Genomic DNA, 20255 nt, shown 5'->3' on the forward strand with positions numbered 1-20255 from the left:
GCCTCAATCTAAATTTAATCCAATGTTTCTAAAAAAAACAAAATCACAGGCTGGATTTGGTATCGTAGAATCAATGATTGCTGCCTTGATTTTGTTGTTTGTACTATCATCAGGTTTTATATTATTAAATAGTATTCTCGTGAGTATAACTCTTGAAAATAGGAAAGATGAAATAGCTACTGTTCTTGATGAAAGAGTCAGTATATATCGTCTAACAGGAGTATTAGACGATACTAAAACAGATGATGGTATAGAGTTTATCAAAACAGTTGTACTAGAAAAAGAAAACGATATTAAGCCACAGGAAAAAGAACAACCTGTGAATAGATTTAAATCATTAAGTGTTGCTGATATCAAAAAAATGGCAGAAAGAGCTGATAAAAAAACAAAAAAAGATGCTGCTAATAATGTTGATATTGTATATAAAGTTGTAAACATAGCAGCTATTGATAATCAAATGCAAGTAGCTGATAGGGTTAAAGTTATTGAAAGAGATGTAAAAGCTAATGATAGCGAAGAGAGTTAAAAAATCATCAGGTTTTACTTTGCCAGAACTAATGGTAGCAATGGTTATAGCAGCTATAGTAATGGGTATGGCCATTGGTATATATATTGATATGAAAAAGCAATATATAAAACTTAGCGATAAGCATAGAATAAACTCTGATCAATTATTAGTTAAGCAGATATTCTATAATGCAATCGGGCAAGCAGGGTTTACAACTAAATATGGAGATATTTATCAACAGCTTGTGGATAACTCAGGGGATAACTTTGAAGATATCTTCGGGAAAATGGGTATAATAACAATTGGCAAAGCGCCAGCGCAAAACTTTGAGAGCTTACCTAAGGGACTGAGTATGTCTACCGAGCTATGCAAAGAGCGAATGTTAAATGATGAAGCTCTGCGAAATATGAACATTAATGAAGATATACATTGTGTACAACCTGAAACTGACTTTCTGATGATTCAAAGAAGTAGTCTAGACTCTACTTTGAAGTCAAATTCATCAAATAATATTTTCAAAGTAAATGAGTTTCAAAAGGATACTTTGCCTGAGAAAGATCTCTCAATGAATGATTATCTTGTGTTATGCAATTCCTATGAATGTGACTTGGTCAAAGTTGGAGCTGTTACATACGATTTTGTTTCTACAACTAGGCGAGTAGAAAATAAGTTTAAGACGGGTGACTATATTGGAAAGTATATCTTAGAAGTATTCTTTGTAGCTGCTACTAACAAAAAAGATAAAGAAGGTAATGAAATATATTCACTCTATGAATATGTGAAGCAAAATGCAGATGATTCACAAATATATGAATTAATAAGTAATGTAACAGATCTGAAAATTGAGTATGTTATGAATTCAGATATTCATCAAGGAAATGCCAAAATAAATTGGAAATCATTGGAAAAAGAGCTTGTGAATATAAAAAGTGATTCTACAGCAGCACTTAAAATTTCTTTTAAAGTTGCCGGACAAGCAACAAATAAAATTTATATATTAGGTCAAGATTAGGTGTATATATGAATGAGAAGTTAAACACAAAAATAACTGGCTCAGCACTGTTGATGGCTTTGATATTCTCATTTGTAATTATGGTGATGCTTGGAGGTCTTTTATATACATTTAAAATGGGTATGTTGACTACTAAGAGTATTATCAAAAATAGTAATGATAAAGTATTAGGAGAGTCATACATTTCTAAGGCGAAAGATGATATTAATTTCACGAAGTCTAGTGAGTTTGAGATTGGCAAAAGTAAGTTTGAAATAACTGTAAACGAAGATGATATATCATCATTTTTTCCGACTATGACAAATGCAGAACTATTTCAGTCACAAGAATATAAAAGTTATGATGTTATATATAAGGCTTTTAATCAAGGTACAAAAGTAGATTTAACAGAGAGAATCATTTATAACGCATTGGCAGCTAATACATATCAAAACTTTGATGGTGATTATACACCTATAAATGTTCCAATGATAAATCCCGAAGCAATGACTAATTATCAAGAGAGGATTTATCGTTTAAAGAGTGATGGTACTATCGAAGACGCACCAAAAGGTTTTATTGGTTTTGTAGAGAAGCAAAATAAGCAACTAAATATATTCACGGATAAAGCCAAGATAGGGGTTGCAATTCCTGATGGTATGGGAACTGATTATAAGGTTAAGATAGGTTGGAATCTCGAAAAGGGAAAATGGACTTTATATTTATTATTATACGATACTGATAAATTATTTACTTCTAGCATAGCATTAGATGATTTACTTAGTGAAGATGTTAAAGGTTTAGCCAAAGATAATAAAAAAATTGGTGATGAAATTGGGAAATGGCAGGCGGTCATGGTAGCTAGTGGTAAGGGTCGTTCATCATCAGGAGCTCAATTTGTCAAAGATAATATTCTTGGAGTGGTTTGGTATTTTGATAATAGTGACGGTGCTCCAGAAATTATGCTAGTAAGAAAAGATAGTCAAAAAAAGGGTAATAGACAGGTTTTAGAAGTGTATTATTCTGAATACTCTACAACAAATAAAAGTTACGTTCTTAAGTTAGCAGAAAAAATTAATTTCAAAGGCGATTTAGATGAAGATAATATAAAACTTTTAGTGCCTGATATGGCAAATAATCTAGAAGCAAATATGGTTTTAATATTTCATCCGAATAACGAAAGTAAAACTATTATGGGGATTAGTGATTTTAATTTTAATGGAGATCACAGGGTTGGCAAGAGTCTAGATACATATATAGATGGTGAGAGTTTTGGTAAACCTGTTATAGTTTCTAAATCTGATGAGTCAATGTATATCATAACGTATGAACCAAATAAACTTCATAGATATGAATATCAAAAAGGTTTTGGTAGTTTTGTTAGCTTAGATTTTGGTTCTAATGGTTTAGAAAAAGAATTTAATTTCGAAGATAATGATAATCCTAATGTTGTAGTAGGACTTCCTAAGAAAAAAAAGAATAAACCTAAAAGACTTGGTGGAGATAAAAGTAAGAGTAAGGATACGGAAGATGAAGATGATAATGGTATTCAACTTGTAATACCTAAGTTTGGTTATCTATTTGTATTTACTCCAGATAAGGTTATGCAACTTAATTATGATTTTGATGTACTTCAAGAGGTTGATTTAGGACCTCAGTCTCCTCAGATTCTTGCTGATTTTGATGCTATCAAAAATACAATTAATAAAATATATATTCAATCAGAAGCATTAGATTTTAAAGCTCAAGAAGTAAAAGATGAGTTGGGTGACGAAGCAGAACCTGAAGATAAGTCTGAAGTTAATGATAAGTCAAATAAATCTAGAAATAAATCAAAATCAATAGCTGAAAGAAAGAAAGAGCAAGCAAAGAAAAATAAGAAAGCTGAGGAGGAAGAAATAGAACCTGCCGCTCCAGTTTATTTAGAAAGTAAATATCTCTACCCATTAGGAATTGTTAAGGAAGTTAAAATATGAGTATGTTAAAAAATATAAATACAGAGAAAAGAAATCCAAGAAGCTTTAACCTTGATTCGATGTCAGTCCAAGAATCTGTGAATCTAATGATAGATGAAGAGTATGGTGTGATTGAAGCATTAAAAGAGCAAAGTCTAAATATTGCTAAGATAGTTGAGGTTACATCACAGGCCTTGAAAAAGGGTGGTAGAGTCATATATGTAGGTGCGGGAACAAGTGGTCGATTAGGAATACTTGATGCTGTTGAGTGTCCACCAACATTTAGTGTTGATTATAATACTATTATTGGATTAATCGCAGGTGGCGAAAAAGCTTTTATTCAAGCCCAAGAGGGTGCTGAAGATAATCCTAATTTTGGTAAAGCAGATTTGCTAAGAATAAATTTGACAGCTAAAGATGTTGTAATAGGTATCGCAGCTAGTGGAAGAACACCTTATGTTATAGGAGCTCTTGAGTATGCAAATTCTATCGGTGCTACTACTATTGCGATTAGCTGTACTAAGCAAGCTAAGATATCTAGTTATGCTGATTATAATGTTGAGGCAGTACCTGGTCCTGAAGTTTTAACTGGGTCAACTAGGCTTAAGGCGGGAACAACACAAAAACTTATTTTAAACATAATATCAACGTTATCTATGGTATCGGTTGGCAAGGTGTATCAAAATTTGATGGTTGATGTTAAACCAACTAATGAAAAATTGGTTGAGCGCTCTAAGAATATCATTTGTGAGGCAACAGGGGTTGATTATGTGACAGCCCAAGATTTTTATATGAAAGCTAATAAGTCTGTAAAAGTAGCGATTGTAATGATATTAAATGATTGTGATTATGAGCAAGCTTTGGCAATATTAAAGAAGAATAATAATTTTATAAAGAGTTAGGATGAGATTATTTATATTGCTTACTATTACATTAATCAGTCTAAATGGGTATGGTGCTGTTTATGAATCATATAGTAACGGAGTGCCAGAGTTTACTAATACTCCGTCAAAAGGAGCAACTAAATTGAATTTGGCAGATGACGCTATTACTGTAATAAATACTGATAATATTCCAAAGCAAATTGTATGGAATGGTAATAGGCAATATGGCTATGAAGATTATTCACAACCATATCAAGATACGCTACAAGCAGCTTTCCCAGAAGAGTTTACAGATAATTACTTTGATTTTTATGGTAGAAATTATCAATATCATAGTTTAATGTCATCAACTATGGGGCAAAGTATGTATGCTGAAAATGGCGCTAATAATAGACGTTTACAAAGTAATTATTAGTCGGTTGAATAATGAGAAAAAATCTTATACTAATTGTTTTTATGTCTTGTTTGATTAAGATTTCCTATTCACAAGAAACTATTCAATCTGCCTTTGAAGATGATGGTAGTCTTACTATCAAAGAGTTTCATCATATAGCAAAACAGCAGCGTAAAGAGCTAGTTAACGGTTTGCATCATCAACATCACAGAATTCGAGAAGATAGCTAATAATTTATTTTAGCTCGGTAGATGTGTTTGCTGCTTGTTTAGTTGGGTTATGAGGATATATCATATTTAGAACTATTTTTAGTGTTGAGCCTTGCGCTAATATTGATAATATCACGACAGTATAAGTTATACTGACTATAACGTGACCCTCATCAGGTAGTGATAGTGCTAAAGCCAAAGATATTCCCCCTCGGACCCCAGACCATGCTACAAGAAGGTTGTCTCTAGCAGATGCTCTAGATAGTTTTTTATCTATAACTGTTATAGGGATTGAGATACTGATTAATCTAGCAAATGTTACTATAAATATACCCGCAGCGCCAACCCAGAAAGCACCATGATCGAAAGGTATGCTAGTTAGTTCTAGACCTATCAATATGAATAAAAATGAGTTCAACATATTATCAATAATCATCCAAAATTTATCAATTTTTTCAACCTGATTTGGATGAGTTTTTTTACGATCAGAAAGACTATTACCTATAACTAGACCTGCAACAACCATGGCAATTGGTCCAGATACGTGTAGACTGTGAGCAATTACATAACCCATACTAGCTATAGCCAGTGTTACAAAAATTGATGTCTCAGAATCGTCATTTGTTTTTAGGAAGATTAAAGCTACTTTTGCAAATATATATCCAAGCAGTATTCCACCACCAGCTTCAATACCAATCTGCTTAGTAATAATCCAAATATAGTTGACACCTGAGCTAGTTATTCCTTGACCGAAGTCTCCTCCACTACCAAAAAACACAATATTTGAAAGTATTACAAATAATACAATACCAGTAGCATCATTAAATAATGATTCACCAACAACACGTGTTTTGAGATGTTTAGGTATTGATTTATTACCAGCAAGGGTACTAATGACAGCTATTGGGTCGGTAGGTGAAATAAGCGCACCAAATACCAAACAGTATCCAAAGCTTATATCAAAACCAACCAATAAGCAGAATCCGTAGATTAGAGTTGCTGTTGTTAGTGCTGATAAAATTAAGCCAATACTAGCAAGTCCAAATATGGCTTTAAGTTCTTTCTTAAGATCGATCATATTGAAGTGCAGAGCATTTGCAAATAGTAAGAAAGACAGCATCCCATCCAAAACTGTTTTTTTGAAATCAAAACTAGATAGAGCAACTACTAAAAAGTTTGAAGGACTAAGAAAAGAAGCACATAGTGCTGAAAAGGTTATTGATAATATTGTTAATCCAATTGCCTTTGGTAGTTTCAGAAATTTTGTATTGATGTAACTCATCAGTGCAGCTACGACAGTAAGTAAACTAAATAAAAAAAACTCACTCATATTATTCCCCTAAAGCCCACAGCTATATTCCCAACTGCAGGCTTTTGATAATTCTTCTAAAATATTGCCATGAATAAAGGCATGGTTATCTAATTTGTCGAAAGGTACATTATTAAACATAAAACTATCTGTCTCATTTTCTAGAGCTGAAACTTTTTTTATATCTGCTTTTGCTATCTTTTCAAACTCTTGTTGTGTTAAGTGTATACAAGGTTGACATTCAAGACTATGGTAAAACGCTTTAAAAGGTAGATTTTTAGTTAATTCTAAAATATCATCATGATTTAGATCCAATAAAGGGTACTCTAGTGATCTATAGTCATATTTTTCCTCTTCTTCCAGGTCTTTCAAAAGTTGTGAAACTTTTGATAAGTCTTTTCGGTGACTCAGAAGTATAGTAGCTTCAGCATCAGGATCAATTTCATCAATTTTGTTTAACAGTGTGATACCTTTTAAGAAGCCAGCACACCAGCTAAATTTCTGAGAAGGAAATTGCTTACGTGCTTTAACTAATTCTTGAAAAGAGTTTTCTGATTTTAGGTGATAAAACTCGATATCTTCATTTTTTAACCACGCGAATACATTACCTAAATAGCTATTCCAATTCTCAGCAGCAAAACCAGTATCTACAGATAATACGCAAAAGTTATTGTGTAAATTTTTCTTTGCCCAGCATATAAGAGCCAAAGAATGAATGCTATAGTTAGCTATAATTATATTATCTAACCTCTGCATCATTTTACATTCCTATTAAATCTTTAATTTCGCTAAGTTTATTCATAGCTAGAGGGCGCATTTTCTCTGCACCTTGATTAAGAATATCATCTACAACTTTGGGATTGTTAATGTAGTAATCATATTTCTCTCGTGCATCTGTCAAATATTCATTTATTTTTTCAAAAAGTATTTGCTTGGCATCTCCCCAACCTAATCCACCAGCTAAGTATTTTTCTTCTAGAGAAGAAACTTCAGCCTTAGTAGCAATACTCTTATATATTGCAAATACAGTACAGTTTTTTGGATCTTTTTTTTCTTCGGGTGTTTGAGAGTTTGTGATGATTTTCATGACTTGTTTTCTAAGCTTTTTCTCTGTAGAAAATATAGGTATAGTATTATCATAACTCTTTGACATTTTACGACCATCTAAACCAAGTATTGTTTGACTGTCTTCACTAGTTAGGGCTTGAGGCGCTTTTAGTATTAGATTTTTATATATATGATTAAATCTATTTGCAATATCACGAGCAATTTCAATATGTTGGATCTGATCTTTTCCTACAGGAACTAAGTCTGCATCAAACATCATAATATCTGCAGCCATAAGGACAGGATAGTTAAATAGACCCATAGTTATGCCCTTATCAGGATCGGCATTTTCCTCTTGAATATTTTGATCTACTAATGCCTTGTATGCATGTGCACGATTTAGTAGACCTTTAGCAGTGGTTGTACTGATAATCCATGTTAGCTCCATGATTTCAGGTATATCTGATTGACGATAAAAAGAAGCTTTTGTAGGATCAAGTCCTAATGCTAACCATGAAGAAGCTATTTCATATATATATTGCTGGCGTAGTTTTTTATCCCAAAGCTTTATCAATGAATGCTGATCAGCTATGAAGTACATGCAATTATACTCATTACTTTGAGACATTTCTATTGCGGGCTTAATAGCGCCTATATAATTTCCTAGATGAGGCGTACCAGAGGGTGTTATACCTGTAAGAACTATTTTTTTAGACATTTAATAATTAAAAATTAGAATAACAGTCTCACAATTTTATCATATAAGAAGCTTGTTTGGACTGGTACAGGCGAAATAAAATCGACTAAATTTAAAAATCACAAAGATAGGGCTATAAGACCTAGGGGTAATTAAAACTTGTCAAAATTATTGATAGAACCAAAGGAAAGATTGGCATGCTGCATAAGTTAAAATTAGATATATTTTAAAATATTTTTCACATTTTTATAATTATAAATAAAGATGAAAAATGATTTTTTAGAAGTGTAAGAAAATACTGAGAAATTTATTTATGGAACTCACAAACAATATTTAAAGTTCCTGTAGCTGCATTCTGAGTAACATTTATTTCAACAACTTTATCTTTTGTAGTATCCATTTTAGTAGGGCATTTTAGAGGTTTAGTATACCATCCAATTAAGGGAGATACTGTTACGCTTGCTCCAATTGGTGAAGTAGCATTGTTATTGGATGTTTTTACACCAATCCAGCCATTAGTAGTTTCTGATTTGCCATTGGCATCAGTAAAAGTTATTCCGTCGAAACCGTAAGCTGTGCTGTTGTTATTTATCAAAATATCAGCTACTTGATCAACTGGTCGCTCCTCTTTAATGGCACTACATTTTTCGCTATCTAGAGCACAAGGAGACATATAGTAAGCAAAGTCACCTTTACCATGAGCTGGAAACTTATCAGCGCCAGTATACATGCTTGGAGCGTAATCAACGTTTAAAGACCAACCCATAAAACCTGCAAATTTATTATTTTGTGGAATATTACCTAAATTATCATATACTGATTTCATAGCATCGTAAGTAGTTAGTGCTGAAGATTTTGCAGGAGGATTATTATAATCGCCGTCAAAATGAGGGAAATATACTGTGGCAGCACCAGCACCTTGAGCAGCAGTAGGGTAGCCGATAACTACTTTTGCTGTTTTTGCCCCGATATAGTCAGTAGTAATTTTGAATGCATTTTGAACAAATTCAGGATTTTGTTCAGGAGTTGTATTATAGTTCTGTACAAATACGTAATCAACTAAGTTTAATATTTTATTAGCTTGACTAAATAGTGGTGCATAAAATTCACTATTTTCTTTTGAAACAAGCTTGTCACCATTGATTTGAGGAGCTATTACTACTTGTTTTGAGCTATCAATATCTTTTATGTTTGCGATTACATCTCTTAGATATGTACCATTATTAGTTGCTGTTTCAACTATTTCGATATCAAAATCAATACCATCTAGACCATATTTATTTAGGAAGTTAACTATATTTTGAGCAAGACCTTTTGCATCAGTACCATTAGGCGTGTAAGTGTTGTTTTCACCACCTACAGAGACAAGAACTTTTAATCCAGCAGCTTTTGCTTCTTGTACTTTTTGAACAGCAAACTCCGAATAGCTAGGGTCAAAAAATATTTGATTATTTGCATCAATAGTTGCGAAAGATATGATTACTTCATTATAGCCATCTTTAGCTACTTGAGAGAAGTCGACATTGCTTGCTGCACCCATAGCAGCAACATCAATATATCCGGCCATTACTCTATTACTAGAGTTTGTGGAACTAGTATTTGATGGAACAGAGCTGTTAGCAAAAGCTATCGCTGATGATGCTATAAGTAAGCTTGTTATAATGGTTTTCTTTATCATGAGATACTTCCTTTTTTGTTTATGTTTAAAAAACCTTGATTTTGTATTGGAATTATAATCATGAAGGAGTATGTTTTTATATCTAGAATATCGCATAGCTATTATGCATATTTGCAAGGGATGTGTTTTGTTAGGTATTAATCAATACAAAACAAGCAATTTAGCCACATACAAAATCATATGCTTGTTGGTTTTGACTATTTTTTATGAAATTTGAAAAGAATAGGAATGTATTAATTTTTGGAGCGGGAAACGAGGCTCGAACTCGCGACCCCAACCTTGGCAAGGTTGTGCTCTACCACTGAGCTATTCCCGCAGAAACTATGGCACACCCAAAGGGATTCGAACCCCTAACCGCTCGGTTCGTAGCCGAGTACTCTATCCAGTTGAGCTATGGGTGCAAAAGTTGAAGCGTATTATATATGACTATTGTTAGTTAGTCAAGTTTGTAATGTTATTAATTGTCGCAATTAGTTTATCTTCTAATTCTTGATCATTTAGGTTTGTATTGTCTATAATGAAATCAGCAATTTTTTCTCTTTCATTATCAGATATTTGTAGATTTATGAATGCAACTGCTTGTTGTCTATTTTTGCCATCACGTTCCATTAGTCTTCTAATTCTAGTCTCAAGATCTGCTTTGATAACTATTACATTTTTAAGATAGTCGTAGTGTCGAAAATTATATGGTCCTAGTAAAGGAATGTCGACGATAGTCATTACAGTGTCTGATTCTTTTACTTGTTTTTTTATTTCTCTATTGATAACTGGGTGTAAATAGTCTTCAAGCCATTTTTTGGACTCTTTAGATTCGGTAATGATCGCTCTGAGCATAGCTCTATTTATTTGCTTGTTCATTACTACATCGTTGCCAAATTTCTCGGCTATTTTTTTAATTACAGAAGGTTTTTTGGTAATCTCTCTACTTATTGTATCTGCACATACAACATTTAAATTCATTTTTTCTTTTAGAATTTTTGTTGCCGTTGATTTGCCACTAGCTATACCACCAGTTATACCAATTGGATAAGTTTGTATCACGCTCATCTACGCCTTCATCGTAAAAAATCATTTGAGCACAGATTTTAATATTTTTTTTTTAGAAAGTCATATATTTTTTGATTAAAATCCATTTTAAACTTAAAATAATTATATTTTTACTGAAAATAGTTATTGTTTTGTGTCTATTGAAAATGTGATTCTAAAAAAAATAAAAACTACCAACAAACCCCTTGTATTTAGGGATTTTATGCATTTAGCTTTGTATTATCCTAAATTTGGCTATTACTCTGGGTCTAAAGAAAAAATATCTTCAACTGGAGATTTTATTACGGCAACGTCTCAAACATCTCTATTTGCGCGTACTTTTGCAAGGCAGTTTGCACTAGTAATTTCAGAATTGGGTAGTGATTCTAATGTTATAGAATTCGGAGCAGGTAGTGGTAAGTTTGCTGTTGATTGTATGCATGAGCTTAATAGTCTAGGTAGCTTACCTGACAAATATATAATAGTTGAATTAAGTAATGATCTAAAATCTAAGCAACAAGAAAATGTAAGGAAAAATATTCCTGAGCTTTATGATAGGTTTGAGTGGGTAACAGAGCTTCCAAAGCATAAGCTTAAGGCAGTAGTTTTTGCAAATGAAGTCTTAGATGCTATGTCAGTAGATATTTTCACAGCTCAAAATAATCAACTTATACAGCAAGGTGTAGACTGGGTTGATAATAAGTTTAAACTCGCTGATATGGCTAGAAATGATAAGCTTTTTGAGTATGAGGCTAATAGAGTATTGCTTGATAATATCAATTTTGAAGATGGTTACACTAGTGAGATAAATACTTGGATCCGTCCATGGATTAAGTCTTTATATGATATTTTAGAGAGTGGTATGATATTTTTGTGCGACTATGGTTATCATAGGAGTTTATACTATTCAAAAGAAAGATGTATGGGAACTTTAGCGTGTTACCATCAGCATAAGATTAATTATGATCCATTTATTAATATTGGCGAGCAAGATATTACGGCACATGTTGATTTTACAACTGTTGCAGAAGCTGCAACAGAAGCAGGATTTCAGTTAGATGGTTATATGACACAAGCAAATTTTCTCAAAAAAGCTGGTATTGCAGATGTTTTTGATGATGTATCTAAGAATCTTAAATCTAAAGATCAACTGAGATATGCTAATGATATCAAAGAACTTCTACTTAACGACAAGCTTGCTGAAGTGTTTAAGGTGATTGGCTTTTCTGTTGATTTTGATTACATATTAGATTCATTTGATAATGAGGATAATATTGATTATTTACTATAGAAGATAGTCTATTAAAGTTTGTTAAATAAATTTTACGTTAGTTTGTGTTAAAATAATTTTAGATTAATAAAAAAAATACTTTATGAAAAAAGTTGCGATAATTGGCTATAGTTTTGTGCTACCTGAAGGTATAAGTAGTGATCGTGATCTGTGGCAAGCTTTGGAGCAGTCAAGAGATCTGGTTTCTGAAATACCAAATTCACGAATCGATAAAAAAAGATTTTTGCATTTATCAAAGAAAAAAGCTGGCAAGTCATATAGTTTTTCAGCAGGAGTAATTCCAGGTATTGAAGAATTTGACTCAACTCTCTTCAATATAAGCTCAAGAGAGGCTAGTAAAATTGATCCCCAGCAACGGATGTTACTTAATCATACTTACTTCGCTCTACAAAAAGCTGGATATATACCTGAAAAGCTTTCGGGAGAAAACTATGGGGTGTATGTTGGGGCTTCAAACCCAGACTATAGTTATTTCTCTGTTGAGAACGGGGAAGAAATTAATTCATATACCATGACAGGGGCTGCTAAAAGCATTATAGCTAATCGCGTTTCCTACAGTTTTAATTTCAAAGGGCCAAGTATGGTCGTTGATACAGCTTGTTCGTCTTCTTTAGTAGCTTTAGATATAGCTGTAAAAGCGATTCAAGCGAATCAAATAGATACCGCTATAGTCGGTGGAGTAAATTGTTTATTACACCATACGCCATTTATTGGTTTTTCTAAGGCTCATATGATGTCGCCTTCTGGCAGATGTCGAAGTTTTTCAGCTGAAGCAGATGGATATGTCAGGTCAGAAGGCTGTGTTGTTGTTATTATCAAAGATTATGAAAAAGCTATTGCTGATGGCAATAGTATATATGCACTGGTCAATAAAACTGCTGTGAATAGTGATGGTAAAACATCAGGTCTACCGTTGCCTAGTTATGAGGCACAGCGTGATTTATTAAAGAGTATTTACGATGGAGTAAATTTAAACAATTTGATTTATATTGAGGCGCATGGGACAGGCACCCCTGTAGGTGATCCTCTAGAGATCCAGGCTATTGCAGAAGCAATAGCATCAAAGAAGAAATCTAGTCTTATAACTGGGTCTATAAAATCAAATATTGGTCATCTAGAGCCTGCTTCTGGTCTAGCAGGCATCATAAAAGCATTACTAATATTGCAAAATAAAAAAGTCCCAGCAAATATACACTTTGATGAACCAAATCCTAAATTACAATTGCAGCGTAATAATATTGAAATACCTAATGAAATTGTAGATATCGATGTTAATAAAGAAAGTTTAATTGGAGTTAACTCTTTTGGTTTTGGTGGAACTAACGCGCATGTGTTGTTGCAAGCATATCTAGAAGAATCTCCAACAAAGAGATATGAAATAGCAGAGTACTTCTCTAATAAATTAATTGTAAAGACACACAGTGCTAAGCTTTTAGCTGATCAAAAAAAGTTAACTAAGGAAACTATAAATAATCAGTTGAGTTACTATAGCAATTCAATAGCCTCTCAATGCTATAGGGGCACTAAAGGATTTTTTGCTTTGTATGATAGTTTTAAAGATTTTTCTGATAATAAATCTAGAGATTATGATATAGACTTTGCTTCTAAAAATATTGCCTTGTTATTTGCTGGAAATGGTTGCCAGTATTCTGGTATGTTGAGATTGTTGCATGAGTCTAGTGAGCTAACAAGCTATCTTGAAAATACTGTTTCTGAACTTCAAGAAATTAGTGAGATGAGTTTAAAAGATTGGTTAGATATTGATAGTGGATCTTATAGTGATACTAGAATTGCTCAGCCAGCGTTATTTATATTCCAAGTATCTATAGTAAAATATCTATTAAATAGCGGAGTTAATGTACAAGCTGTTTCGGGACATAGTGTTGGTGAAATAGCTGCGGCATATACTAGTGGAGTATTGTCTCTGTCAGAGGCATATGGATTGGTGGTAGCGCGTAGTAATGCCCAAGCTATAACACGTGGCAAAGGTGCTATGTTAGCAGTTAATATTACAAGAGATGAGTATAAGTCGTTAATTGTTGATTTAGAGCTTAGTGATTTAGATATTGCTGCTATTAACTGTCAAGACTCGTTGACAATAGCAGGTGATTTTAAAGAGTTGAATGTCTTGGCTGAATTTTGTGAAACACAGGGTATATTTCATCGCTTTTTAGATGTTGAGTATCCTTTTCATTCGAGATATATGGATAAAGAGGTTAAATCTGAATTTGATGTCAGATTTCCTTGTTTGGATGGTTATGCTTCTGATACTTCCATTGACTTTATTTCAACTGTTTTTGCCAAAAAATTATCGATTGAAGAATTGCGTAGCTCTGAGTATTGGTGGAAAAATATTGTAGAACCAGTTGATTTTGCTACTGCGATAACAAACTTGCTAAATTCATCTATTGATACATTTATAGAAGTTACGCCTAAGGTAGTATTGAAGAACTATCTTAATAAGATTAGTGATGGTTTTAAAGTTAATTATTTTTCGACTGTTGAGAAATCTAGATTAGTTAGTCGAGATATTATTGATAAGCTGTATCTATCAGGAGCATTATGGCATACCACGGCTCACTATAGCAGAAATACCGAGATTATTAGGTCTCAATTAGATCTGAAATATCATTGGTATGCAAAAAATAACAAATCAATGATATATTCTGGGAGCGAATTATTAGGTTGGCAAATTACTAATAAGGCTAAAACATGGGTAAGCTATCTTGATTATCAGCTTGCGACTGATTTCCATGGACATCAAGTTGGAGAAGATGTTGTATTACCAGCTTCGGCATGGTTGGAATTGCTATATCAGCTTGTAAGAAAAGCAAATGAATTAGACGACACAAATGTCATCCTTCTTAAGGATATACAGATATATGCTCCATTGTTGCTACAAAAAGATGATATGCGCACTCTTATTAGTACTAGTAATCAAGATGGTTCAGTTATAATAAAGAGTGTTTCACAATACGGTAATAACGAAAGTTTGCATGTTAAAGCTCGTTATTTATTGCAAAATATTGATTCCAAACCAATTGTACCTAAGAACCTAGATTTATCTAATGTTGTTGTTTCAGCAGCAAAACATTATGCTAACTGTAGGCGTATAGGGCTTAACTATATAGATAAGTTTGCAATAGTAAACAAAATAGAGTTAGGTATAAATTCGGCAATAGTATTCTTTAATGAAGAAAATTATGCTCAAAATTATGCTCAATCGCCATTTGGTATAGATGGAGGCTTCCAAGCTATCATTTCATTACTTTTTGAATTTGAGAGTACTCAATCAAACTTGTTCTTGCCTACAGGGTTTGATTTTAATTATATTTTAAGAACACAGACAAGGATTGATAGAGCCGTCATTAAGCTTAGATATAAGAGCTCAAATCTCATTGTTGCAGATGTTTATTATACTGATTTAGAAAACAAGTTAATAAGTGTTATTAAAGGTGCTAGATTTGAGAGAGTTGCAAATGGTATTAAAGGATTGTTACCACAAGATTGCTTAGCTGAATCTCTTAAGCCTTTTGCTGGCTTAGAATATCAATATGTTAGGTCTCCTAGTTTACCATGTCTTAAATATGATGATATTGAAGTGCAGGAGCAACAGGTAATTGTAGGTTTTATAAAACTTTTAATTGCTAAGAAAGCTCATCAAGATATACAAAATGGTCAGATTAGTGGACACAGTTCTTCAGTAGCAAAAATATTTAAAGATTTTCCTGGCTTAGATCTCGTAGATAATCAAATACGAGAAATGTTACAACTTCTTTTTGTGGAGTATCCAAACCTCTTAAAACCGATGTTGCTTTGTTATAAAGCATTATTATCACTTGAGATAAATGATTTTAAGCTCACACAGACCCTGAAAGATATAGATACATTATGGAAAATAGCTCTAGTCTCTAGTATGGCTAGAGGTATTGATGATATTATTGGAGAGTTACACAAAGCATATAATAATATCGAAACTCCGTTAAAAGTGTTAGTAATTGGTGCTGGTATTCAAAGACAAATGTTTGAGCTGGTTACAGCAGAGAATTTTGAGATTGAATACTCTACAGGATGGAGTGATCTATATGATACTGTAAATGACACATACGACTGTATTTTTATAGAGTCACATCCTAGTTTTGCTAAGAATGACTATGTTGAGTTGGTATTATCTAAGTTAAAGTCTGGTGGTATAGCTAAGTTTTACATTTGGCTTGCAAGCTTGGAGAGTCAAGTATTCACGAGTATGTTTGACTCTGGAATTCAAGGTGTTTCTAGAAGTACTGTTGATGATATTTTATCGCAAGTTCGTAGTTGTGATGCGACAACTAAGCAATGTGTACTAAGTGTAGAGATTTTATTACAGAAACCTTTTGTTGCGAAAGCATACTTAGAAGATTCTCAAAAGTTACATTGTCAAAAAAATATTTACGGTACTACTCAACTTAGCAATATTTTTCATGTTGAAGATTCAAAATTGCCAATGGTTTTTGTTATTGATAAAAGCTGTGATTATTCTTGCATCTATAATATATTGCAGCAGATCCATGTTAGCTCATCAAAGAATAATATAGTTATTCTTGAAAGCTCATGGTGTGATGGAGTCCTATCCTCACCATTACACCAGTCACTATTAGCATCATTACGAGTGTTTGTTAATGAGAATCCTGGGGTTGGTATAACTAGGGTTGTTGCAAAAAAAATAGATGAAGTACTAGATTGGAATTTTATTCTTGAAGATAAGTATTTTGCTCAAGAAATTTTTGTAGATAATGGTGTTGTATATCAGCATAATCTCAAGCCTTTTAAATTAAATGCTCCAGAGCATGAGTATAAACTTGATATTATAAATAGAGGCTCATTTACTCATCTTAAGTGGCTGACTAAAAAGCCCCAAAACTGTGGTGTTGAAGATGTTTGTATTAAGGTGCACTATACAGGATTAAACTTCAGAGATGTTATGTATAGTTTAGGACTAATTCCACAAGAATCATTAGAGTTTGGTTATTTAGGTGCATACTTAGGTATGGAATTTAGTGGTGAAGTTATAGCTATTGGTAATAATGTTAGTGATTTCAAAATTGGTGATAGGGTTTTTGGATGTGCTCAGCAAAGCTTTGCTACAGAATTAGTTGTTAACCAAAACTTTATTGCTAAATTACCTGAAACTTGTTCTATGCAGCAAGGATCAACTATGCTTGTTGCATTTATGACATCATATTATGCTATTAAAGAGCTAGCTCAAGCAAAACCAGGGCAAAAGATATTGATTCATGGAGGGGCTGGGGCTATAGGTCTTGCTGCAATACAAGTTGCACATTTACTAGAACTAGATATTTATACAACAGTGGGTTCTGTTGAGAAAAAACTTTTGGTAGAGTCTTTAGGTGTTACAGCTGCCTATGATTCTCGGAGTACTGATTTTTTAGTCGAGTTTGAAAATTCTGATCTCAAAGTTGATATTGTATTAAACTCATTATCAAATGATCTTCTTGAAGCAAGTTTGTCTGTTTTGGCACCATTTGGCCATTTTGTAGAACTTGGCAAAAGGGATATATTTGATAATAACTCTTTAGCAATGAAAGTTTTTCGCAATAATATAACTTTCTCCGGTATTGATCTTGATCAGTTAATCAAATATAAGCCAGAGCTTATACAACAAATGCTCGTAGAATTGACAACATATTTTGATGATCAAATTCTTATGCCTTTACCTTATCAAGAGTTTACTATGGATAATATTCAAGAAGCATTTCGATGTATGCAGCAAGGAAGACAGCTTGGTAAAGTTATAGTAAATATGCGAACTAAAGATAGAATTTATTTAGATATGTGGAGCAATGAAAAAGCTAATATTAGTGGTACTTATATTGTAACAGGGGGAACACAAGGTTTTGGCTTTTATACTGCTATGGAACTTGCAAAATATGGGGCAACAAAACTAATATTGATTAATCGTAGTGGTACTATTTCTATAGAGAATAGAAATAAGCTTGATGAAATTGGTGTTGGTTATGAAATATTATCTTTAGATGTAAGTAATGAAATTGGTGTTAGAGATTTGATGGTGGACTTGTACCAAAGAGGTGAAGATCTAAAAGGTATAGTACATGCTGCTGTAGTATATGATGATATTGCATTTTCTGATATGTCAGAGCATAGTTTTGATAAGGTTTTTGAAGTTAAAGCCCTAGGAGGACAGTGGCTGAGTAAATATTCTAATTACTGGAGATTAGAGCATTTTATAATGTTCTCTTCAATTGCTACAGTTGTTGGCAATATTAATCAATCAAATTATGTAGCGGCTAATGCATATTTAGAGGGATTGGCTGCACAGCGTAGAGAGCAAGGTCTTGTTGCTCAATATATAGCTTGGGGGCCTATAGCTGATTTTGGTCTTTTAACAAGAGATCAAAGTATCAAAAAGCTCATGGAGAGTGGTTTAGGGTTTACACCTTTGTCTAGTATTGATACTCAACGAATTATTAATGAGATTTTGCTAAATGCCAAGTCTCACATAATTGCATCAAAGTTTGAAGGTAGTAGAATTGCCAAAGTTTTGCCTATTCTAAAAACTTTACGCTATCAAGAGGTGATAGATCAGGAGCAAATTAAAACTATATCTAGTCTTGATTTAGGTACTTTACGAGCATCTTCAAAACAGCAAAGTATAAAAATAGTACAGACTAATGTTTTGGCTCAAGTTGCTAGTATATTAGGTGTGAATATAAATGGACTTGCATTATCTACAGATCTTCGTGATCTTGGTATGGACTCTTTGATGGCATTTGAGCTTGCTGTAAGTTTAGAAGAAAAATTTACAGGAATTACTATCTCAGCTATGTCTATTGCACAGTTAAAAACATCTGGTGATATTGTAGATATGATTTTACGCAATATTTACGCAGATGATAATCAAGACAGTAATTCAGATGATATTCTTGATATAATTAAACAAAGACATGGGGAGAGCTAATGGCAAAAAAACTTTTTGGTAACCTATCTCAAGTTAAATCAAGAGTGTTACAAACACAAACAACATTGGAAGATTTATCTGAGCAAAAAGCAGATTATGATTTTAGAGCACATCCCCTTTATCAAGAGCTGCAGTATATGCGCGAAACTGTCAAAAAATTTGGAATTGCCGATCCTTTATATCGTAATTATCAAGGAGTTGCGGGTGCTAAAATTAATTATGCTGCTAGAGAGCTAATAAACTATGGCTCTTATAACTATTTAGGGCTAAATGGTGATCCAAGAACAATTCAAGCTGTAACAGAAGTGCTAGCTGAAGAAGGTACAACAGTTTCTGCAAGTCGAATTGTTGCAGGTCAAAGAGTTATTCATCAAAAGCTAGAAGATAAATTGGCAGAGTTGTATCAAACTGAGGATGCTATTGTTTTTGTAAGTGGTCATGCAACAAATGTATCAGTAATTAGTTGTTTAACTCATGATAAAAGTCTCATATTATATGATCAATTAGCCCACAATAGTATAATCCAAGGTGTAAAGTTATCGGTTGCAAAAGCAATTGGTTTTAGACATAACGATATTAATCATCTTTCTCAATTATTACAGCTAAATGCCCATAAGTATGAGCAGATATTTGTAGTTGTTGAAGGCTTGTATAGTATGGATGGTGATATCCCAAATTTACCAGAGATTATTAAGCTAAAAAAAGAGTATGGTGTAGTATTGATGGTAGATGAAGCTCATGGTTTAGGAGTCTTAGGCAAGACAGGTAAAGGTATCTTTGAGCATTATAATTTTTCACCTAAAGAAGTGGATATTTGGATGGGGACATTAAGCAAAACGCTTTGTAGTTGTGGTGGATATATAGCTGCAAATAATGTAATCATAGATATTTTGCGTCATTATGCTCCAGGACTAGTTTATAGTGTTGGTTTATCACCAGCTAATACAGTGGCGGCAATTAGTTCGTTAGAACTTATGTTAGCTGAACCTGATAGGGTTAATAGATTGCATTATAATAGTGAGTATCTTTTGACTCAGTTAAAGAATCATGGTTTGGATACTGGTGACTCTATTGGTAGAGCTATTATACCAGTTATTGTAGGCAGCTCACGCAATGCAGTAGCATTATCAAATAAGCTCTTTGATGATTATAATATTAATGCGATGCCTATAATGTACCCAGCGGTTGAAGAAAGAAAGGCGAGACTCCGTTTTTTTATATCAAGTGAACATACTAAAGAGCAGCTTGATTATACTGTAGAATGCCTAAAACAAAATATAGTATTGTGAA

At 33.0% G+C, this 20255-nt stretch carries 14 protein-coding genes and 2 tRNA genes; 9 read left to right on the top strand and 7 right to left on the bottom strand.

The genetic code is table 11. From position 1 onward, the window contains the following. The first annotated feature begins 22 nt into the window (after positions 1 to 22). The 6 genes from ACKTR7_RS03910 to ACKTR7_RS03935 are packed head-to-tail and all read left to right on the top strand — an operon-like array spanning position 23 to position 4962. Positions 23 to 526: a pilus assembly protein gene (locus ACKTR7_RS03910; RefSeq protein ID WP_407877106.1), complete on the top strand. Its 504-nt coding sequence runs from the start codon at positions 23 to 25 to the stop codon at positions 524 to 526. Then, entirely contained in the window at positions 507 to 1520 is a 1014-nt protein-coding gene (locus ACKTR7_RS03915; RefSeq protein ID WP_407877107.1) for a PilW family protein, read from the top strand. The genes ACKTR7_RS03910 and ACKTR7_RS03915 overlap by 20 nt, the downstream gene beginning before the upstream one ends. A gap of 8 nt (positions 1521 to 1528) precedes the next feature. Beyond that, the gene (locus ACKTR7_RS03920) at positions 1529 to 3475 is read left to right on the top strand and encodes a hypothetical protein (protein ID WP_407877108.1); all 1947 of its coding nucleotides are present in this window, start codon (positions 1529 to 1531) and stop codon (positions 3473 to 3475) included. After that, positions 3472 to 4356: an N-acetylmuramic acid 6-phosphate etherase gene (gene murQ, locus ACKTR7_RS03925; protein WP_407877109.1), complete on the top strand. Its 885-nt coding sequence runs from the start codon at positions 3472 to 3474 to the stop codon at positions 4354 to 4356. The genes ACKTR7_RS03920 and murQ overlap by 4 nt, the downstream gene beginning before the upstream one ends. Position 4357: 1 nt before the next feature. Next, positions 4358 to 4753 carry a hypothetical protein gene (locus ACKTR7_RS03930; protein WP_222830541.1) on the top strand — a complete coding sequence of 132 codons (396 nt, stop codon included), beginning with the start codon at positions 4358 to 4360 and terminating at the stop codon, positions 4751 to 4753. An 11-nt stretch (positions 4754 to 4764) separates the two neighbouring features. Continuing rightward, a complete protein-coding gene (locus tag ACKTR7_RS03935) occupies positions 4765 to 4962 on the top strand; it encodes a hypothetical protein (RefSeq protein WP_044526786.1) in 198 nt (65 codons plus the stop codon). Between the two features lie 4 nt (positions 4963 to 4966). Here the strand turns inward: ACKTR7_RS03935 and ACKTR7_RS03940 are convergent, their stop codons facing one another. The 7 genes from ACKTR7_RS03940 to coaE form a co-directional block, all read right to left on the bottom strand. Continuing rightward, the gene (locus ACKTR7_RS03940) at positions 4967 to 6271 is read right to left on the bottom strand and encodes a cation:proton antiporter (RefSeq protein ID WP_407877110.1); all 1305 of its coding nucleotides are present in this window, start codon (positions 6269 to 6271) and stop codon (positions 4967 to 4969) included. A 9-nt stretch (positions 6272 to 6280) separates the two neighbouring features. Further along, a complete protein-coding gene (locus ACKTR7_RS03945; protein WP_407877138.1) occupies positions 6281 to 7006 on the bottom strand; it encodes a hypothetical protein in 726 nt (241 codons plus the stop codon). Between the two features lie 4 nt (positions 7007 to 7010). Beyond that, on the bottom strand, positions 7011 to 8015 hold the full coding sequence (gene trpS, locus ACKTR7_RS03950; RefSeq protein WP_407877111.1) for a tryptophan--tRNA ligase: 1005 nt from the start codon (positions 8013 to 8015) through the stop codon (positions 7011 to 7013). A gap of 286 nt (positions 8016 to 8301) precedes the next feature. Next, positions 8302 to 9672: a glycoside hydrolase family 18 protein gene (locus ACKTR7_RS03955; protein WP_407877112.1), complete on the bottom strand. Its 1371-nt coding sequence runs from the start codon at positions 9670 to 9672 to the stop codon at positions 8302 to 8304. Between the two features lie 241 nt (positions 9673 to 9913). After that, a tRNA-Gly gene (locus tag ACKTR7_RS03960) sits at positions 9914 to 9988 on the bottom strand. 8 nt (positions 9989 to 9996) lie between these two features. Continuing rightward, positions 9997 to 10073: transfer RNA gene (locus ACKTR7_RS03965), tRNA-Arg, on the bottom strand. Positions 10074 to 10104: 31 nt separating this feature from the next. Continuing rightward, entirely contained in the window at positions 10105 to 10719 is a 615-nt protein-coding gene (coaE, locus tag ACKTR7_RS03970; RefSeq protein ID WP_407877113.1) for a dephospho-CoA kinase, read from the bottom strand. Positions 10720 to 10852: 133 nt separating this feature from the next. Between coaE and ACKTR7_RS03975 the strand changes: the two genes are divergently transcribed. From ACKTR7_RS03975 to ACKTR7_RS03985, 3 genes are all read left to right on the top strand, one after another. Beyond that, positions 10853 to 11989 carry a class I SAM-dependent methyltransferase gene (locus ACKTR7_RS03975; protein WP_407877114.1) on the top strand — a complete coding sequence of 379 codons (1137 nt, stop codon included), beginning with the start codon at positions 10853 to 10855 and terminating at the stop codon, positions 11987 to 11989. Between the two features lie 82 nt (positions 11990 to 12071). Next, positions 12072 to 18965: an SDR family NAD(P)-dependent oxidoreductase gene (locus ACKTR7_RS03980; RefSeq protein WP_407877115.1), complete on the top strand. Its 6894-nt coding sequence runs from the start codon at positions 12072 to 12074 to the stop codon at positions 18963 to 18965. Further along, positions 18965 to 20254, top strand: coding sequence for an aminotransferase class I/II-fold pyridoxal phosphate-dependent enzyme (locus ACKTR7_RS03985; protein WP_407877116.1), 1290 nt, complete (start codon positions 18965 to 18967; stop codon positions 20252 to 20254). Before ACKTR7_RS03980 ends, ACKTR7_RS03985 begins: the two co-directional genes overlap by 1 nt. The last annotated feature ends 1 nt before the right edge of the window (position 20255 follow it).

Origin of the sequence: Francisella sciaenopsi (assembly GCF_045862875.1) — a bacterium.
Classification (GTDB): Bacteria; Pseudomonadota; Gammaproteobacteria; order Francisellales; family Francisellaceae; genus Francisella; species Francisella sciaenopsi.

Excerpts from the sequence above, each read along its gene's own strand:
- ACKTR7_RS03910 (WP_407877106.1), top strand. The coding sequence starts at position 23 with ATGTTTCTAAAAAAAACAAAATCACAGGCTGGATTTGGTATCGTAGAA.
- ACKTR7_RS03915 (WP_407877107.1), top strand. The coding sequence starts at position 507 with ATGATAGCGAAGAGAGTTAAAAAATCATCAGGTTTTACTTTGCCAGAA.
- ACKTR7_RS03920 (WP_407877108.1), top strand. The coding sequence starts at position 1,529 with ATGAATGAGAAGTTAAACACAAAAATAACTGGCTCAGCACTGTTGATG.
- murQ (WP_407877109.1), top strand. The coding sequence starts at position 3,472 with ATGAGTATGTTAAAAAATATAAATACAGAGAAAAGAAATCCAAGAAGC.
- ACKTR7_RS03930 (WP_222830541.1), top strand. The coding sequence starts at position 4,358 with ATGAGATTATTTATATTGCTTACTATTACATTAATCAGTCTAAATGGG.
- ACKTR7_RS03935 (WP_044526786.1), top strand. The coding sequence starts at position 4,765 with ATGAGAAAAAATCTTATACTAATTGTTTTTATGTCTTGTTTGATTAAG.
- ACKTR7_RS03940 (WP_407877110.1), bottom strand. The coding sequence starts at position 6,271 with ATGAGTGAGTTTTTTTTATTTAGTTTACTTACTGTCGTAGCTGCACTG.
- ACKTR7_RS03945 (WP_407877138.1), bottom strand. The coding sequence starts at position 7,006 with ATGCAGAGGTTAGATAATATAATTATAGCTAACTATAGCATTCATTCT.
- trpS (WP_407877111.1), bottom strand. The coding sequence starts at position 8,015 with ATGTCTAAAAAAATAGTTCTTACAGGTATAACACCCTCTGGTACGCCT.
- ACKTR7_RS03955 (WP_407877112.1), bottom strand. The coding sequence starts at position 9,672 with ATGATAAAGAAAACCATTATAACAAGCTTACTTATAGCATCATCAGCG.
- coaE (WP_407877113.1), bottom strand. The coding sequence starts at position 10,719 with ATGAGCGTGATACAAACTTATCCAATTGGTATAACTGGTGGTATAGCT.
- ACKTR7_RS03980 (WP_407877115.1), top strand. The coding sequence starts at position 12,072 with ATGAAAAAAGTTGCGATAATTGGCTATAGTTTTGTGCTACCTGAAGGT.
- ACKTR7_RS03985 (WP_407877116.1), top strand. The coding sequence starts at position 18,965 with ATGGCAAAAAAACTTTTTGGTAACCTATCTCAAGTTAAATCAAGAGTG.